Genomic DNA, 17729 nt, shown 5'->3' on the forward strand with positions numbered 1-17729 from the left:
GGGTTTTTGCTATGAGGTATCGTTACAGTAAAGCCTCGATGTTTTCGACTGCGGTAAGGCCCGCCCGCATTTTGTTCATGGTCTCTTCATATTCGCTCTCAGGCTTCGAATCGGCGACAATTCCTCCTGCCGCCTGAAAATAGATGGTACCATCCCTGACAACCATGGTGCGGATGGTTATTGCCGTCGTAAGATTTCCCTTGAAATCAAGGTAGCCCACCGCACCGCCGTAAATCCCCCGTTTTTCCTCTTCCAGCTCGTAAATAATCTCCATTGCCCGCACTTTCGGCGCACCGGTAAGCGTTCCGGCAGGGAAACACGACCAGAAGGCCTCCATAGTGCCGAGATCGTCGCGCAGCTCTCCGCGTACATTGCTGACGATGTGCATGACATGAGAATATTTTTCGATGATCATCATCTCGTTCGTCTCCACCGTACCGACCTTGGCAATCCTTCCGATATCGTTCCGGCTGAGGTCGATCAGCATAAGATGCTCGGCGCACTCTTTCTCGTCAGCAAGCAACTCTTCGGCAATGCGCGCATCCTCCTCATAAGTATTGCCCCGCTTTCTCGTACCCGCAATCGGGCGGGTATCGACGATGCGGCGCCCCTCGGCATCGCGCTGCACCTTCACAAGAAGCTCGGGAGACGACCCCACGATCTTCGCCTCCCCAAGATCGAAATAATAGAGATACGGCGAAGGATTGACCGTCCTCAGCATCCGGTAAACGTCGAACGGCCTCGTGGTGAGGGGACGGCGCAGACGCTGCGAAATCTGCACCTGAAAAATATCGCCTGCAAGAATGTACTCCTTGGCTTTTTCCACTTTCGCAAGATATGCCTCCCTTGAAGTATTCGATACAACCGCAGCCGACAATTCGGGCTTCATGACCACCTCGTCGCGCTGAAGCGGGCGCAGCATCTCTTCCTCTATGGCATCGAGCCTCGCTTCGGCCAGCCCCCTGTCGCTTTCATCGAGATAATTGGTTGCTATGAATACCTTTCGCATGATATTGTCGAAAACCACAAGCGTGTCGCAGAAAAGCAGCACGATATCATCCATGCCGGCAGGATCGGGAAGTGCCGGCTCGGGAATTTTTTCGACAAGATGCATGGCATCGTAACTGAAGTAACCGAAAACGCCTGAGGTGATCATGCGCGGCGAACCGTTTTTCCTGCCGGGAAGCTCGATCGTATCGAACTCCTGAAGAACCCGGTCGATAACAGCCCGAAGCGAGGCTTCCCCTGCAACGACTGACTGGAGGGAACGGAAACGGTCATCGAGCACATCGAGCACGGGCTCCTTTCCTACGGTTCCCCGAAGAACGGCCACCGGATCGATCGCGATATAAGAAAAACGTGCCAGACGCTCCTCTCCTTCAACCGATTCAAGGAGACACGACAAAGAGCGCTGAAGTTTCAGATAAACCGAAACCGGCGTCTCCGTATCGGCATGGACTTCCCGTATAACGGGTTTGAGAACGAACGAAGGAACCCGGTATTGTACTGACATAAAAAAGAGAACCGATTTATAAAAAGCATTAAAAAAAAATCGTATCATGGACAAGCGATGCAGACCCGGTGCCACAAGCGCTTAAGCCATCGACCCTTGACCATGACCCTCAGATCACACCAACATACCATAACTCCATCCTCATGGATCAAGGCGCTGCTTCTTTCACCCGGCATCCTTTATCTCTCTGCATATCTCGCCCTCTACGGCGCCATATCCGTTCGCCTGAACGGAACATTCAAAGAACAGATACAGCAACGCTATCGGGGCGGGACACACCGTATCACCATAGGAGCCGTAAGCCCCTCGTTAGGTCTGGACGCCATCACAATCCGGAAAATCGAAATCATTCCGACTTCCGGCTGCCCTGAAAACCAGCGACTTCAGACAAACCTCGAAGAACTGTCGTTCGATATGCCGGATCTTCAAAAAACGCTCTTCAGCAACGCCATACTCAGACAGTCCGCATCGATAGCCAGTGAAAAAATCAGAAAGCACGAACCGAAAGCTCAGTGAACCACCATGCCGGCCCTGCCCCATCTGATCGACGTAAGTTTTCCTGCAGGATCGAAAAGGAGCGAACGGTTCGGATCCCACGACCAGTAAACCATCATCGCCTCACCCAGGATATCACGCCCTGGCAGAAACCCCCAGTAACGACTGTCAAGACTGTTATCGCGATTGTCCCCCATGGCAAAATAATAATCATCCTCTACGGTATAGGCAGTGGAAAGAACACCGTCAACATAGACGCGGCCATCGATAAGCGATATATCATGCCCTTCGTCGGCAACAAGCGAACTGTAGAGCTGGTAAGTTTTTTCGTTCAGATCGATCACGTCGCCTTTACGAGGAATACGCAATGGGCCGTAATTATCCTTGTTGAAAGTCGAGAACCTCGGAAAAATCTGGAAATCCGCAGCTCCCGGCGGCATTTTCTGCCCCATAAACTGTCCATGTTCAGGCAGATGGACCGCATTACCGTTCACGTACACCTGCTGATCCCGTATTTCAATGGTATCGCCGCTCACGGCAACGCAACGCTTTATATAGTTCAGCGACCTGTCTTTCGGAAACTTGAACACGATAACGTCCCCCCGTTCCACCTTGTCGACACCAGGAAGCCTGTAATCGGTAAAAGGCACCTTGGCGCCATAGACATATTTGTTCACAAAAAGAAAATCGCCCGCAAGCAGCGTATTTTCCATGGAACCTGTTGGAATCCTGTACGATTCGACGACAAAAATTCTCAGCACAGTGGCAATAATCGCAGCTATAATGAGCGCGTCAAACCACTCTTTCGTATGCTTCTTAACCGGTTTCTGCTGTTCAGCGCTCACGGTATCGACAGTTTAAATAGTGAATTATACAAACACGGTTGTTGGACGATTTTTTCATGCGATTCATGCACGATATATTGTAAAATCGCGAACAGAAAAATAAAAGCACCCCATCTCCTGCCTCCCATCACTGAGCACTCAGCACTCAATCCCCCCCTATTCGTCAATATTGAGAATGGCGAGGAAGGCCTCCTGCGGCACCTCCACCCTGCCGACCTGCTTCATGCGCTTCTTGCCCTCCTTCTGCTTCTCGAGGAGCTTGCGCTTGCGGCTTATGTCGCCGCCGTAACATTTTGCCAATACGTTCTTGCGCATTGCCGAAATGGTCTCCCTTGAAATGACGCGGCTGCCGATAGCCGCCTGGATAGCAACCTCGTACATCTGTTTCGGAATGATGCCCTTGAGCTTCTGGCAGAGTTTGCGACCCCACTCATAGGCCTTCGAACGGTGCACGATGATGGAAAGCGCATCGACCGCTTCGCCGTTGAGCAGCACGTCGAGCTTGACAAGATCCGATTCCCTGTAGCCGATATACTCATAGTCCATCGAAGCATACCCTTTGGAAATGGACTTCAGTCTGTCATGAAAATCGAAAACGATTTCGGCAAGCGGAAACTCGAAATGCATGTTCACTCTCGTGCTGTCGAGATAATCGGTATTCCGATACTCCCCCCGCCGCTCCATGCCGAGCTTCATGATATTGCCGATATACTCGGAAAGCGTAATGATCTGCATACTCACATATGGCTCCTCGACCCTGGCTATCTTCGATGTTTCAGGCATCTTCGAAGGATTGTCAACTTCCACCACATCGGAATTGGTCAGAATGACGCGGTACTCCACGTTAGGTACCGTCGTAATGATGTTTACGCTGTACTCCCGCTCCAGACGCTCCTGAATGATCTCCATATGCAGAAGACCGAGAAAGCCGCAACGAAAACCGAAACCGAGGGCGACCGATGTTTCCGGAGTATAGACAAGCGACGCATCGTTCAGCGAAAGCTTCTCGAGCGACTCGCGAAGATCCTCGAACTCGTTGGAGTTAACTGGATAAAGACCGCTGTAGACCATCGGCTTCACATCCTTGTACCCTGAAAGCGGCCCGGAGGCAGGAGCATCGGCATGCGTCACGGTATCGCCCACCTTCGCGTCTTTCACATCCTTGATCGAGCAGATCAGATACCCGACATTGCCAGAGGCAAGCTCCTCCTTCGGCTGTCGCTTCAGGCTCATGGTGCCGATCTCGTCCGCGCTGTACAACTTGTCGTTGGCGAAGAACTTCACCCGATCACCTCTGCGCAGCACGCCGTCAACGACTCTCAGATAGACGACCGCACCGCGGTAGGGATCGAATACGGAATCGAAAATCAGCGCTCTCAGAGGCAGCCGCTTGTTATCCGCTGGCGCGGGAATGCGGGCGATGATGGCCGCCATAAGCTCATCGATGCCCAGTCCAGCCTTTGCCGATACCTGGAGGATCTCCTGGCGATCGATACCGATCAGATCGATAATCTGCGAAGCCACCCCTTCGACATCCGAAGAAGGCAGGTCGATCTTGTTGATGACCGGAATTATTTCAAGTCCTGCGTCGATGGCAAGGTAAAGATTTGCGATAGTCTGCGCCTCGACCCCCTGTGTCGCATCGACCACAAGCAACGCACCCTCGCATGCCGCAAGAGAACGGGACACTTCATAACTGAAATCGACATGCCCCGGAGTATCGATGAGGTTCAGAATGTACTCATCGCCATCGGCGGCACGATACCTCATCTGCACTGCGTGGCTCTTGATGGTTATTCCCCTCTCCCTTTCAAGATCCATATCGTCAAGGACCTGTGCCGAACCCATCTGTGTTCGATCAAGCGTATGGGTTACCTCGAGCAGACGGTCGGCGAGCGTCGATTTTCCGTGATCGATATGGGCTATGATACAGAAGTTGCGCGTACGGCTGACTTCCGGAGAAGAAAGGGACATAAAAAGAGCGTTTAATTTCATGGAAAGGGCATCCGGCCCGACTCAGCCCCAAACCGCTGGCGAATCATCGAAAGCCCCTTGCTGTTTCAGGTCGGGGAATATACGAAATAAAAGCGATGGCATGGCAACTACACGAGCACAAGAGGCTGGGGATACTCGTTCTGACGGAACCCCCTGAGGAATTCCGACGCATCCATGATTTTCTTGCCTTCGAGCTGAAGCTGAAGAATTTCGATCCATCCATCACCGACAGAAACAAGCAGTCGCCCGTCGTAAATAAGCACCGTTCCCGGCACTCCCCCCCCCGCCCGGTTATCGCCGGCATGCGCCGCACGGAAAACCTTCATGTTTTTACCATTGAATGTAGTCCAGGCGGCAGGCTTCATGGCAAGGCCTCTGATAAAATTGCAGAGGTCCGAGGCTGGAGAATCCCACCGGATACGCGTATTCTCGCGGGTCAGTTTCGGGGCTTTCGATGCAAGCCGGTCATCCTGCTGACGAAGCCGAACCGAACCGGCAGCGATAGCGCGCAAGGTCTCGACGACGAGCGACGCACCCTCTTCCGACAGCCGGCCCGCAAGCGTCGTTGCATTGTCTTCATGCAGCAAAGGCACTTCCCGGGTAAGAATAATACTGCCGGTATCGACACGCTCCTGCAGAAAAAACGTCGTTATGCCGGTCACCGTTTCTCCCCTGATGATCGCCCAGTTAATCGGGGCCGCGCCCCGGTATGCCGGAAGAAGCGATGCATGAAGATTGAAAGCCCCTGAAGACGCCAGATTGTACACTTCGGGCGGCAATATGCGGAACGCGGCAACGACGATCACCTCGGGCCTTGCCGCAGCGACTGCATCGGCAAATGCGGAACTCGACGGATCGTCGGTTTCGTAAACATTGAGACCGAGTTCAATAGCCGCTTTTTTAACCGGAGAAAATTCCGGCTTGTCATGCTGCTTTCTGCGGGGTTTATCCTGACCGGTCACGACAAGCACGACATCGAAACCATCCTCTGCGGCGACTATCCGTCTGAGAGAAGGAACCGCAAATTCCGGCGTACCCATAAAAACTATTCTCATGAACGAAAACGGGGTAAATATAATTATCGGACTACTCCTTCAACCATTCGCGGCACAACCTGAAGAGGAAATCTCCGCAACAGGATAAGAAGCGGCGAAGCTGCCGGAAGCGATCGCATCGAGCTGCTTCTGAACCTTTCTCCGATCGCGTTTCTGCAACCTGTCGACAAAGAGTCTGCCGTCGAGATGATCTATTTCATGCTGCAGCACGCGCGCCAGCATACCGGAAAACTCCATGGTCTGCTCCGCAAACTCCTCGTTACGGTACCGGAGACTGATGACGGCAGGCCTGACGACATCTCCCTGCACTCCGGGAATACTCAGACAGCCCTCCTCCATGGCAAGATATCCTCTCGAAGAAAGTACGACCGGATTGATCACGACCATAGGCTTGACATGTGCATACTCCCTCATGCAGGAAATATCGAGCACGAGCAGCCGGAGGGGACTTCCTGCCTGGGGAGCTGCAAGCCCTATGCCGGGGGCATTGTACATGGTTTCGAACATATTGCCGATCAGATCCCTCACGCAGGAATCGATACCTTCCAGCGGAACCGCTTTCTGACGGAGAATATCGTCGCTGTATAAAGTAATTGGCACGATCATGGTATTTCGCAATGCGGTAAGCTTGTTATAAAATGTTTTCTCCCGCAACCTGCCGACTCCGTAAAAAGTTGCGACCGCTTTTCCTGCCTGAATGAATTAAAGATTTTCAGTGCAGAAAACCGATATATCCCGAACCAAAAAACAACCGGAAACAGGCTGCTTAAGGTTTCCTGTTTACTCGATGAGCGGAAAAACCGACATTAGGCATAAAAATTTGTAAATTCGTTGTAACATATCAAGACAAAACAAAGACAACACGTTAACTGTACCGCCCTACTCAATGACGAGACAACCATCACAGAGCAGAAAAGAGAGCAGCGAAAAGCTTGTACAGGCCGAAACGCTGTTCAAGACGTACATGAAAGAACACGGCATGCGCTGTACGACCGAACGGCTTATCGTTCTGCGCGAACTTTACAAAGCCTCGAGCCATCTCGATGCCGATGAAATATTCGTCCGTCTGAAGAAAAAAGGAATGAGCATATCGAGAGCTACGGTCTACCATACGCTCGACCTGCTCTTCAAATGCCATCTGGTCACAAAAATCGACCTCGGCCACAAACACACCCACTACGAAAAATCGCACGGAGTCGCCAACCACCTGCATATCATCTGCGAACAATGCGGCAAGGTAGTGGAAGTCACAGACGAAAAGCTGGCCTCGCTCCTTGAAACACTGTGCAGAAAAAACGGTTTCGCACTCGAAAGCTTCAGTCTGCAGGTCTTCGGAACCTGTCTGGCGGCAGCGGATGGGACGCATTGCCACGAACATGCGACGCAGCCAGCGACGTCCTGAAAGCGTCACTTCATATCCCTGATAACGTTAAGGCTTACGTTTCAAACGAACCGAAACGCGATTGAACGGAATACGTTTCAAAGCATCCCCAAACTTCATGCCGACCTGACCGACATCCAACCTGAACCTTTCGGGCAACGTCAGCTCAGGAAACTCTGGGACATCATCCTCGATCCTGTTCTGAACGGGGTAAATCAGAATGAAACTGTTTTTCCTGAAATAGCGGCTGAGATACGACGGTATTTTAGCCATCCTCGAATGATACGACTGGTAATTCCTCCGGCTCATCACAACAACAAGATTATCGTCGCTCCTGATCTCCTTGGCCAGACCGGAAAACTCGTTGAGATTTCTGAACAACTTGTACTCGGCATTGGGAAAACTGGCCGCATGATGCTCCTTGAGAAAAGCGAGCGTCTGCCTGTCCGCATAAAAAACGAGTTTTGATCCGGTATTGCTCACCATGCTCGCCAGACGATCCTTCCACAGGCTGAACCCCTCTTCACTTTCAGCGCCATGAGGAATGACCGCCAGAGTACGCTTGATGGTGGTCAGCGGCTGAACCGGCCTGTAGATGAAGGTCGTCACATTGCAGGTGACCAGAAGCATCTCCGAAAGACTGCCGAGAAACGAATCAGTCAGCCCCTGCTGATGATGAAGACCCAGAATAAGATCGGTGATCTTCTGTTCCCTGACGACACCATCGATACCATTCAGAATGCTGCTATCATAACGCAGAAGGCCCGAAAGACGATTATCTGTCGAAGCGGCTGCGACCGCGGCTTTTTCAAGCAGCTTTTCGCCATGCTTTCCGGCAGTGCCTTCCGTTTCGCTGCTGTCTGCAACATGAAGCGCGAAAAGTCCGTCGAGTATTTTCGGCGATTTCAGCGTTATACCCAGACTGACGAGCTCTTCCACCGTTTCCGGATCGTTCAGGGGCATGAGAATTCTTTTCTGGGCGTCGGCAATCCAGCTATTGGCAGCTTCATCGGCCTGTTCGGCAAACGCTATATTCTGCGCGCCTTTTTCACCCACGATAGTGGCAATCGTACACGACACAAGAATAAAGAGAATTGTCGCGTTCAGAACGGACTCTTCGAGCAGCCGTACCGGCATCCCGTCCAGCGTATAGCCGGTGATGGTATTGTACCCGATAAGAACCGTGGCAAGCGCTACGGCCGCATGAGCGCTGATCAGTCCGAAAATGACTCTGCGCTGATCAACCGAAAAGCCGTAGATTTTCTGCGTAATCCATGCAGTGAAATAGTTTGCCGAACCAGCTGCGACAATAATCACCGCAGCAAGATTGATGGTTTCAAAATCCTTGAAAAAAGCTCGAACATCGATAAGCATTCCAACCCCGATAAGAAAAAAAGGAATGAAAATGGCGTTACCGACGAAGCGGATGCGGTTCATAAGGGCCGAAGTATGAGGAATGAGCCTGTTAAGCGCAAGACCCCCGAAAAAAGCACCGATGATGGCTTCGACACCGGCGGCTTCGGCAAGAAAAGCCGCAAAAAACACCATGCCGAGCACAAACAGGTACTGCAGCACACTGTCGTCGAAACGTTTCAGAAACCAACGGGCGATAACCGGAAAAATCAGCAGGACAACAAAACCGAAAAGCGTTATACCGATCAGGAGCCTGATCCAGAAAGCCGAGCCAAGCTCTCCGGTCGAACTTCCCGCCACTACAGCCAGCACAAGCAGCGCAAGCGTATCGGTGATCATAGTGCCGCCGACTGCAATACCAACGGAACGATCCCTGGCAATACCATATTTGCTGACGACCGGATAGACAATGAGCGTATAGGAAGAAAAAATACTGCCGAGCAGAAGCGACGACAACCAGGAAAACCGCAAAAAAAACAATGAAATGAAAACACCGGTAATAAACGATATCAAAAAAGAATAAAGACCGAACAGAACGCTTCGTCCACTGTTCTTCTTGAAATCGGCAACATCTATCTCCAGACCAGCAAGAAACATGATATAAAGCAGCCCGACCGTACCGAACAGGACGATGCTGCTGTCGCGCAGCATCAGGTTCAGCCCGTGCGGACCGACGACGGCGCCGGCGATGATCAGGCTTATAAGGCTCGGAATCTTCAGCCGTTTCAGAAAAAACGGCACGAAAAGAATGATGAACAGGATGAGCGAAAACTGCAGAACAGGGTTCTTGAGCGGAAGAGTTATCTCGGAGAGCCCGGCTAACAGCATAACATAAACGGTCTGCAGGTTTATTCTAAGGCCGGCATTGCGGAAACGCTTAAAAATAAACGTTTAAGCTTGCCCGTTTACCTTAAGATAGCTATTCGCAGCTGCGAATAAAAAAACTCTTCCCCCACAGACTTCCACTCAGGAAAAGCAGGGACTGCAAAAACATCAGAAACGAAAATCTTATTCCCCCTCCCCCCATCTCCCATCTCCTCCCATCTCCTCCCTCCTCCCTCCTCCCCACTTCCAACTTCCCACTTCCCACTACCCTCCCTCCTATCCTATACTCCCGCATTTTTATATCTTTAGCTATCTTTTCATTATTATCGGCTCAACTAACAACCGATTTACGACAGGAACAGCGCACAACGTATCCATGAAGAACCGAAATCCCATCTACCGGAAAATCGTCGTCAAGGTCGGAACGAACGTCATAACCTCCAGGGACGGACATCTGGACATCGAAGTACTTGAACGACTCACCTCGCAGATAGCCGAACTGCAGAAACGGGGCGTCCAGGTCATTCTGGTCTCCTCTGGCGCCGTCGGAGCGGGACGCTCGATCGTTACGATGACCGGCAACCTCTCCCCCGTCGCGACAAGGCAGGTACTTGCCGCAACAGGCCAGATCAAGCTGATAAACACCTATACATCGATGTTCGCCGGGCACGGGCTCACAACGGCGCAGATTCTCGTCACCAAGGAAGATTTCCGGGACAGACTGCACTACCTCAACATGCGTACCTGTTTCTCTTCCCTGCTCCAGCAGCAGATCATTCCTGTCGTGAACGAAAACGACGCGGTATCGGTAACTGAACTGATGTTCACCGACAACGACGAGCTTTCCGGACTGATCGCCTCGATGATGCACGTCGACGGTTACATCATCCTCTCGCATGTCGACGGTATTTTCGACATGAAAAGCGGAACCTGCTCGATTATCAGGGAAATTCCACCCTCAACGAAGCATTTTCACCAGTATATCACTCCCGGCAAATCGGAATTCGGCCGCGGCGGCATGCTCACGAAATGCCATATAGCCCAGAAACTCTCCCGTCTCGGCATTACCGTCCATATCGCCAACGGCAAAACTCCCGACATACTGCTCTCCATTCTCGGCGGAGAGAACCCCGGCACCAGATTCCTGCCCGAAAAACCCACCTACGGGCCCAAACGATGGATCGCCCACACCGAAGGCATGGAAAAAGGATCCGTAACGATCAATGACGGCGCACGTATCGCCCTGACTTCGGGAGACCGGGCAAACAGCCTGCTCCCGGTCGGCATCGAAACCGTAGATGGGAGCTTCTTCAAAGGCGACATCGTGAAAATCTGTTCGGCTGACAAAAGCGTGCTCGGATACGGCATGGCCGGCTACAGCGCCGATAAAATCCGATCGATCATCGGCCAGAAAGGGCAGAAACCCTTCATACATTACGACTATCTCTATATCATCCAGTAAACGCTGAACCCGGAACCCTATGAAGGAAACCCTCACCAGCCTCTTCAGGAATGCACGAAATGCCAGCCGCGAGCTTGTCGCCATAGAGGACTCCGTCATCAATGCCGTGCTCCTCGACCTCGCCGACGCCATTCCGGCGGCAGCGCCCTCGATTCTCGAGGCGAACCGCCAGGATCTCGAACGCATGGACCGGTCCAGCCCCCTCTACGACCGGCTGCTTCTCGACGAAAAACGCCTGGCCGCCATTGCCGACGACATCCGTAACGTAGCATCGCTACCCTCCCCTCTGAACATCGTTCTCGAAGAGCGGAGACTACCCAACGGCCTCCAACTGAAAAAAGCGACCGTACCGATCGGAGTGATCGGCATCATCTACGAAGCACGGCCGAACGTCACCTTCGACGTTTTCGCGCTCTGTCTGAAATCGGGAAACGCTACCGTTCTCAAAGGCGGAAGCGACGCCCATGCCTCGAATACCGCCATCGTGAAATGCATCAGGGAAATACTCGACCGTCACGCAATCAATCCCGATACCATCACCCTGCTTCCGTCAGAACGCGAAGCCGCAGGATACATGCTCAGCGCAGTCGAGCATATCGACGTCATCATCCCGAGAGGAAGCCAGCAGCTGATCGATTTCGTGCGACAGAACGCCAGTGTGCCGGTCATCGAAACAGGCGCCGGCATCGTGCACACCTATATCGATAAAACCGCCGATACCGCCATGGCGGCCGGTATCGTCTTCAATGCCAAAACCCGCAGGCCAAGCGTCTGCAACGCCCTCGACACTCTGCTGGTACATGCCGGCCGGATAGACGATCTTCAGGCATTCGTCGCTCCGCTTGCCGAAAAACAGGTCATCATCTACGCTGACGAAACCGCATACCAGGCGCTTCTGGGTATCTATCCCGAAACCCTGCTTGAACATGCGCATGCCGAGCATTTCGGCACCGAATTCCTCTCCCTCAGGCTATCAGTCAGGATCGTCGGCTCGCTCGACGAAGCGATCCGGCATATCGCCCGATACAGCTCCCGGCACAGCGAAGCAATCATCACAAACGACCCACTGGCGAAAGCCGAATTCATAAAACGCGTCGATGCCGCCGCGGTCTACGTCAACACATCGACGGCATTCACCGACGGAGCACAATTCGGCCTCGGCGCAGAAATCGGCATCAGCACGCAGAAACTGCACGCACGCGGACCGATGGGACTCCGGGAACTGACAAGCTACAAATGGATCATCGAAGGCGAAGGACAAACAAGACCACTCTGAAACCATGCTGCTCGAAGCAATAAACATCAGCAAATCATACACTCTGCCCGGTCAGTCGCCGATACCCGTTCTCCGGGGCATCGACCTCTCGGTACGACCGGGCGAAATGCTCACGGTGATCGGCGCATCGGGCAGCGGCAAAACCACCCTGCTCAACCTGCTCGGAACGCTCGACGCTCCCGACCAGGGGGAACTCCTTTTCGAAGACGCCCCTCTCTTCCGTAACGGCAAATTCGTCTTGTCACAAAAAGAGCTCGCCCGGTTCCGCAACCGAAAAATCGGATTTGTCTTCCAGTTCCACCACCTGCTCTCCGATTTCACCGCCCTCGAAAATGTCGCCCTTCCGGAGTTCATAGCCACCGGCAGGCTGCCGGCAGCGAAAAAACGCGCCGAAGCGCTGCTTTCAGAATTCGGACTTCAGGAACGCCTCGAGCATCTGCCCTCGGAACTCTCCGGCGGCGAACAGCAGCGGGTTGCCATCGCAAGAGCGCTCATGAACAATCCCCGGCTTATTCTGGCCGATGAACCAAGCGGAAACCTCGACAGCAGAAACAGCCGTTCGCTCTACGAACTGATGTCAAAGCTGTCGAGAGAACGGCAGACATCATTCGTCATCGTTACGCACAACGAAGAATACGCGGCAATGGCCGACAAATGCCTGCACATGGAAGACGGCCTGCTTCGGAAATGCTGAAAACCCCTGCCTGACCGGACGTTCAGTCCTCAGACGCATCCGGCGACTACCGAGCAGATTTTCGCAATCTCCCCTTCCGACAGATACGGATGCATGGGAAGGGAAAACACACGCCGGCTCATCTCCTCGGAAACCGGAAAATCCCCCTGGCGATAACCGAGCGAATCGAAAGCCTTCTGCAGATGAAGGGGAATCTTGTAGTAAATAGCCGAAGGGATCCCCTCTTTCTGGAGCGCACCCATAATCGCGCTCCTCTCCTCTTCCGATCGGGCCAGAAGAGAGTACTGAGCCCATGCGGAAACCGAACCATCAGGAACTTCAGGCACGACAAGCTTTTCTCCCAGCCCCGAGCTGTACGCATCGGCAACCTGCTGACGGGCTGCGAGCTCCTCATCGAAAATCATGAGTTTTTCCAGAAGCACCGCCGCCTGTATCGAATCGAGCCTACCGTTGATGCCGATCCGATCGTTGCTGTACTTGTCAGCGCCGCTTCCATGCACCCTGACCGAACGGAGCAGCCGGTCAAGCTCCTCGTCATCGGTAAAAACCGCCCCTCCGTCGCCGTAACACCCGAGCGGTTTGGCAGGAAAGAACGATGTCGCGGCAGCAAGCCCGAAACTTCCGGCCCTGCGTCCCCGATACGACGAACCGAAACTCTGTGCCGCATCTTCAAGTATCCAGAGGCCATGATCGGCGGCAACCGCTTCGAGTCGCTCGTAATCGGCCGGAACTCCGAAGAGATCGACAGGAATAATCGCTTTAGGGTCGAGTCCTCTCTCCCGCGCCACGCGTACGGCGCCGGAAATGCACCCGGGATCGATGTTGAAGGTCGAAGGATCGATATCGGCGAAAACCGGCACAGCTCCGGCAAGACAGACCACCTCTGCCGTCGCGATAAAGGTGAACGGCGTGGTAATGACGGCGTCCCCTGGACCTATTCCTTTGGCAAGAAGAGGCATGAGCAGGGCATCAGTACCCGAAGAACAGGAAACGCAGAAACGCGAGCCGGTGTACGCCGCAAGCCGGAGCTCAAGCTCTCCGACCTCCGGTCCCATGATGAACTGACCGTGATCGACAATCGCCTCGAAGCGCTGCAGGAGCGATGAACGAATCCTGTTTTTCTGGGTGATAAGATCGATGAATTGCATGACGAATATTAATAAATGAACGGACTTGAAAAAATCGGCCGGACGCAGAAAAAGAACTGCCGAAGCCGCAGTGAAACATCTAAAATAACCATTGCGCCCTCCTTTTCCACTTCGAACCGCAATTTACCCTGAAGGACACTCCGGAAGGCTTTTCCTGACATGATCGGAAACGGCCATTCACCCCTTGGGATCGAAGCGCATTTTCAGTATATCTATCAATAGAAAAAAGCTGGGCAAACCCTTCAAGCAACCCTTCACTCATGAGCTCGATATATTTTCTTGGCATCGGCGGAACGGCAATGGCTTCGGTAGCCGTTGCACTCTCCCGCCTCGGACATGCCGTCAGCGGTTCCGACACTGCTCTCTATCCGCCGATGAGCACATACCTCGACACGCACAACATCCGTTATTTCAAAGGTTTCTCTGAAGATAACATTCACGCAGCGCTCCCTGACCTCATCGTGGTCGGCAATGCCGTCAGCAGGGGAAACTGCGAACTCGAATATGCGCTCGACCACCACCTCGAACTGATCTCGATGCCCGAACTGGTTCGAAAAGAGCTCATAACCGGAAACACCTCGCTGGTCGTAACAGGCACCCATGGCAAAACCACCACAACGTCGCTGCTTGCCTGGCTGCTTGATTGCGGCGGACTGAACCCCGGATTTCTGGTCGGAGGAATTCCGGAAAACTTCTCGATCGGCTGCAGGCCTTCGGGCCAGAAAGAACAGGGTTTCTTTGTAACCGAAGGCGACGAATACGATACGGCGTTCTTCGACAAACGCAGCAAATTCATGCTCTACCGGCCCGATATCGCCATCGTGAACAACATGGAATTCGACCATGCCGATATATTCGACTCTTTCGAAGATATCCGCAAAAGCTTCCGGCAGTTCGTCAACATCATTCCCCGCACAGGCATCCTCATCGTCAACGGCGATGACCCCGCAGCCTGCGAAGTCGCCTCACGGGCCCTCTGCGGCATCGAACGGTTCGGGTTCAGCGACGGATGCCACTGGAGCGCACGCGACATATCCGTAACCGGCGGCATGACGACCTTCACTATCTGCCGAAACGGCAATCCCCGGGAAACGCTGAGCGTTCCGCTCGCCGGCAGACACAACATCATGAACACCCTTGCCGCCGTAGCCGCTGCAAGCCGCTGCGGACTGCACATGGAAAACATCGCCCATGCACTCAGACTTTTCAAAAGGCCGAAGCGACGCATGGAGATCACCGATGGCCTGAAGGCAGGAATAACCCTGATCGAGGATTTCGCGCACCACCCGACGGCAATAAAAGCCACCCTTGAAGCCATAGCGGAACTCTACCCCGGACGCAGGATCATCGCATGCTTCGAACCCAGATCGAACACCACGGCGCAAAACATCTTCCAGAACGAGCTTGCGGCAAGTTTCGGCCCGGCTGCGGCAGTGATAATGGGAAAGGTACACCGGCCCGAACGATACGCTCCGGACAGACAGCTCGACATGAAAAGGCTTGAACAAGAACTGAAAAAACAGGACAAAACGGTTTTTCTTGCCGGCACCGCCAACACGGCCTACCCGGAAGACATCATCGAGTTTCTCGAAACCATCATCAGTGAAAACGATGTGGCAGTCCTGATGAGCAACGGCAGCTTCAGCAACCTGAAATCACTTTTTCTTGACAAATTTGGTAAATAACCGCTAATATTCGTTTTGATATTATATCTTGTCTGATATTTTTTCATGCATCGCAACAGCAAGCTTCTGCAGATAACGTAACCCATACAACTTTCATTCGCTCCTATGGCAAAAGTAAAAGTCGGCATCAACGGATTCGGCCGCATCGGACGACTGGTCTTCCGCCAGGCCATGAATAACCCGAAATTCGAGATCGTGGCGATCAACGATCTCTGCGATACCAAAACCCTTGCGCACCTGCTCAAGTACGACTCGACCCACAAGAAATTCCAGGGCGAGGTTTCCACCGAGGGCGACAACATCGTCGTCAACGGCCAGACCATAAGCATCTCGGCGCAGAAAGACCCGACCCAGCTGCCATGGCAGGCGCTCGGCTGCGATCTGGTTGTCGAGTCGACCGGTATTTTCACCAGCCGCGAAGCCGCAGCAAAACACATTACAGCAGGTGCAAAAAAGGTCATCATCTCGGCACCCGCAAAAGACAAGGTCGATGCGACCATCGTGCTCGGCGTCAATGAAAACAACATCACCGGAAACGAGGAAATCGTCTCGAACGCCAGCTGCACCACCAACTGTCTGGCTCCCATGGTGAAAGTACTGCAGGACACCTTCGGCATCACCAAAGGGTTCATGACCACCGTACACGCATACACCAACGACCAGAACATCCTCGACCTTCCGCACAAGGATCTGCGTCGCGCGCGCTCCGCTGCACTCTCCATCATCCCGACAAGCACCGGCGCGGCAAAAGCCATCGGCGAAGTGATTCCGGAACTTGCGGGAAGACTCGACGGCTTCGCCATGAGAGTTCCGGTACCCGACGGCTCCGTTACCGATCTTACCGCCATCCTCGACCGTGAAGCGACGAAAGCCGAAATCAACGCAGCCATGAAAGCCGCCGCCGAAGGACCCATGAGAGGCTACCTCGAATACTGCGAAGACCCGATCGTCTCCCAGGATATCGTCGGCAATGCTCACTCATGCATCTTCGATTCGCTCCTGACCATGAGCGCAGGAAACATGGTAAAGGTAGTCGGCTGGTACGACAACGAACTCGGTTACTCCACCAGGGTGGTCGACCTGCTCGAAATCTATTCGAACTTCGTCTGAGCGCTTGCGCGAATCTTTTTTTCAGGGAGGGCGGTACAACCGCCCTCTTTTTTTTTATACGTCCGATTTACCCGTCCGTTCAGGGCAGGCCGATTAGCGATTTTTCGACGAATGTATTATAATTATAATCAGATACAATTCCATCAACACACGGCAGAGCCGCAACCAGATCATTTCCATGACACAAGCAACGCAGCAGCAGATGAGAGCTGTTATCCTCTACGACAGCCGTACCTCCGGCGGTTCGACCGACAAGCTGATCGATTCGATTGGCAGAGAACTGGCGAAAAACGGAGCCTATGTTGAAAAAGCCAGATGCAAGGCAACCGGCGACTACAGTTTCATCCAGGATTTCGATGTCGTCATCATGGGAGCCCCGATCTACTACCTTCTCGTTTCCTCTCAGCTTCTGGGCGCGCTGATCCAGAGCAACCTAAAAAAATATCTCAGACGAAAAAAAATCGCCCTCTTCCTTACCTGCGGAAGTCCGGAACCTATGGCTACGCTGCTCTACCTCCCGCAGCTCAAAATGCATCTGGTACGGAACAGAATTCTTACGGAAAAGATTTTCGCCCCGCAACAGATCTCGGACCCCGAAGTGGTGGAATCATTCGTCGAAGAACTGAACGAAGCGTACAAAAAAGACACGCGGCGCAGAAACGCCTCCATGCAATGGACGGACGAAGCGCTCGAACTGCTCGATGCGATACCATCCTTCTTCCGCAACAGGATCAAGATCGCAACCGAAGAATACGCCGAAGAGATGGGTTACCGGGAGATAACCCTCGAAGTGGTAGAAGAAGCGAAAGCCGAAACCGGCGGACTGTAACCC

General features: G+C 53.2%; 15 protein-coding genes. 8 read left to right on the forward strand and 7 right to left on the reverse strand.

The annotated features are described in order from the left end of the window. Positions 1–22: 22 nt before the first annotated feature. Positions 23–1513 (reverse strand): anthranilate synthase component I, encoded by a 1491-nt coding sequence (trpE, locus tag K4305_RS03740; RefSeq protein WP_331561012.1) that lies wholly within the window; start codon positions 1511–1513, stop codon positions 23–25. Between the two features lie 102 nt (positions 1514–1615). Here trpE and K4305_RS03745 point away from each other — a divergent pair, with 102 nt between their 5' ends. Beyond that, positions 1616–2029 (forward strand): hypothetical protein, encoded by a 414-nt coding sequence (locus K4305_RS03745; RefSeq protein ID WP_331561013.1) that lies wholly within the window; start codon positions 1616–1618, stop codon positions 2027–2029. Here K4305_RS03745 and lepB read toward each other — a convergent pair. The 4 genes from lepB to def all read right to left on the reverse strand — a co-directional run bounded on the left by lepB (position 2023) and on the right by def (position 6509). Continuing rightward, entirely contained in the window at positions 2023–2853 is an 831-nt protein-coding gene (gene lepB / locus K4305_RS03750) for a signal peptidase I (protein ID WP_331561014.1), read from the reverse strand. The genes K4305_RS03745 and lepB overlap by 7 nt on opposite strands. Before the next feature lie 156 nt (positions 2854–3009). Then, the gene (gene lepA, locus K4305_RS03755; protein ID WP_331561015.1) at positions 3010–4827 is read right to left on the reverse strand and encodes a translation elongation factor 4; all 1818 of its coding nucleotides are present in this window, start codon (positions 4825–4827) and stop codon (positions 3010–3012) included. 128 nt (positions 4828–4955) lie between these two features. Then, positions 4956–5903 (reverse strand): methionyl-tRNA formyltransferase, encoded by a 948-nt coding sequence (gene fmt, locus K4305_RS03760; RefSeq protein WP_331561016.1) that lies wholly within the window; start codon positions 5901–5903, stop codon positions 4956–4958. Between the two features lie 39 nt (positions 5904–5942). Further along, entirely contained in the window at positions 5943–6509 is a 567-nt protein-coding gene (gene def / locus K4305_RS03765; protein WP_331561017.1) for a peptide deformylase, read from the reverse strand. A gap of 280 nt (positions 6510–6789) precedes the next feature. Between def and K4305_RS03770 the strand changes: the two genes are divergently transcribed. Beyond that, complete coding sequence (locus K4305_RS03770; protein ID WP_331561019.1) at positions 6790–7305, forward strand: Fur family transcriptional regulator; 516 nt, start codon at positions 6790–6792, stop codon at positions 7303–7305. A 27-nt stretch (positions 7306–7332) separates the two neighbouring features. Here K4305_RS03770 and K4305_RS03775 read toward each other — a convergent pair whose 3' ends face one another. Then, on the reverse strand, positions 7333–9525 hold the full coding sequence (locus K4305_RS03775) for a cation:proton antiporter (RefSeq protein WP_331561020.1): 2193 nt from the start codon (positions 9523–9525) through the stop codon (positions 7333–7335). Between the two features lie 373 nt (positions 9526–9898). Here K4305_RS03775 and proB point away from each other — a divergent pair, with 373 nt between their 5' ends. From proB to K4305_RS03790, 3 genes are read left to right on the forward strand one after another with little or no spacing between them, the layout of a single operon-like run. Beyond that, the gene (gene proB, locus K4305_RS03780) at positions 9899–10984 is read left to right on the forward strand and encodes a glutamate 5-kinase (protein WP_331561022.1); all 1086 of its coding nucleotides are present in this window, start codon (positions 9899–9901) and stop codon (positions 10982–10984) included. A gap of 19 nt (positions 10985–11003) precedes the next feature. After that, positions 11004–12260: a glutamate-5-semialdehyde dehydrogenase gene (locus K4305_RS03785; protein ID WP_331561023.1), complete on the forward strand. Its 1257-nt coding sequence runs from the start codon at positions 11004–11006 to the stop codon at positions 12258–12260. Positions 12261–12264: 4 nt separating this feature from the next. Beyond that, positions 12265–12954, forward strand: a complete 690-nt coding sequence (locus K4305_RS03790) for an ABC transporter ATP-binding protein (protein WP_331561024.1) — start codon at positions 12265–12267, stop codon at positions 12952–12954. 29 nt (positions 12955–12983) lie between these two features. Here K4305_RS03790 and K4305_RS03795 read toward each other — a convergent pair whose 3' ends face one another. Then, the gene (locus tag K4305_RS03795) at positions 12984–14102 is read right to left on the reverse strand and encodes a DegT/DnrJ/EryC1/StrS family aminotransferase (RefSeq protein ID WP_331561025.1); all 1119 of its coding nucleotides are present in this window, start codon (positions 14100–14102) and stop codon (positions 12984–12986) included. A gap of 260 nt (positions 14103–14362) precedes the next feature. Here K4305_RS03795 and K4305_RS03800 point away from each other — a divergent pair, with 260 nt between their 5' ends. The 3 genes from K4305_RS03800 (at position 14363) to K4305_RS03810 (ending at position 17726) form a co-directional block, all read left to right on the forward strand. Further along, positions 14363–15787, forward strand: coding sequence for a UDP-N-acetylmuramate--L-alanine ligase (locus tag K4305_RS03800; RefSeq protein ID WP_331561026.1), 1425 nt, complete (start codon positions 14363–14365; stop codon positions 15785–15787). Positions 15788–15892: 105 nt separating this feature from the next. After that, a complete protein-coding gene (gap, locus tag K4305_RS03805; protein WP_331561027.1) occupies positions 15893–16897 on the forward strand; it encodes a type I glyceraldehyde-3-phosphate dehydrogenase in 1005 nt (334 codons plus the stop codon). A 178-nt stretch (positions 16898–17075) separates the two neighbouring features. After that, a complete protein-coding gene (locus K4305_RS03810) occupies positions 17076–17726 on the forward strand; it encodes a flavodoxin domain-containing protein (protein ID WP_331561028.1) in 651 nt (216 codons plus the stop codon). Positions 17727–17729 lie beyond the last annotated feature (3 nt).

Source organism: Chlorobium sp., from assembly GCF_036528655.1.
GTDB lineage: Bacteria > Bacteroidota > Chlorobiia > Chlorobiales > Chlorobiaceae > Chlorobium.

Bases quoted from the DNA above. Each gene is read 5' to 3' on its own strand.
- K4305_RS03790 (WP_331561024.1), top strand. From the start codon at position 12,265: ATGCTGCTCGAAGCAATAAACATCAGCAAATCATACACTCTGCCCGGT.
- K4305_RS03745 (WP_331561013.1), top strand. From the start codon at position 1,616: ATGACCCTCAGATCACACCAACATACCATAACTCCATCCTCATGGATC.
- K4305_RS03785 (WP_331561023.1), top strand. From the start codon at position 11,004: ATGAAGGAAACCCTCACCAGCCTCTTCAGGAATGCACGAAATGCCAGC.
- fmt (WP_331561016.1), bottom strand. From the start codon at position 5,903: ATGAGAATAGTTTTTATGGGTACGCCGGAATTTGCGGTTCCTTCTCTC.
- lepA (WP_331561015.1), bottom strand. From the start codon at position 4,827: ATGTCCCTTTCTTCTCCGGAAGTCAGCCGTACGCGCAACTTCTGTATC.
- trpE (WP_331561012.1), bottom strand. From the start codon at position 1,513: ATGTCAGTACAATACCGGGTTCCTTCGTTCGTTCTCAAACCCGTTATA.
- K4305_RS03770 (WP_331561019.1), top strand. From the start codon at position 6,790: ATGACGAGACAACCATCACAGAGCAGAAAAGAGAGCAGCGAAAAGCTT.
- K4305_RS03810 (WP_331561028.1), top strand. From the start codon at position 17,076: ATGACACAAGCAACGCAGCAGCAGATGAGAGCTGTTATCCTCTACGAC.
- K4305_RS03775 (WP_331561020.1), bottom strand. From the start codon at position 9,525: ATGCTGTTAGCCGGGCTCTCCGAGATAACTCTTCCGCTCAAGAACCCT.
- K4305_RS03800 (WP_331561026.1), top strand. From the start codon at position 14,363: ATGAGCTCGATATATTTTCTTGGCATCGGCGGAACGGCAATGGCTTCG.
- gap (WP_331561027.1), top strand. From the start codon at position 15,893: ATGGCAAAAGTAAAAGTCGGCATCAACGGATTCGGCCGCATCGGACGA.
- K4305_RS03795 (WP_331561025.1), bottom strand. From the start codon at position 14,102: ATGCAATTCATCGATCTTATCACCCAGAAAAACAGGATTCGTTCATCG.
- proB (WP_331561022.1), top strand. From the start codon at position 9,899: ATGAAGAACCGAAATCCCATCTACCGGAAAATCGTCGTCAAGGTCGGA.
- def (WP_331561017.1), bottom strand. From the start codon at position 6,509: ATGATCGTGCCAATTACTTTATACAGCGACGATATTCTCCGTCAGAAA.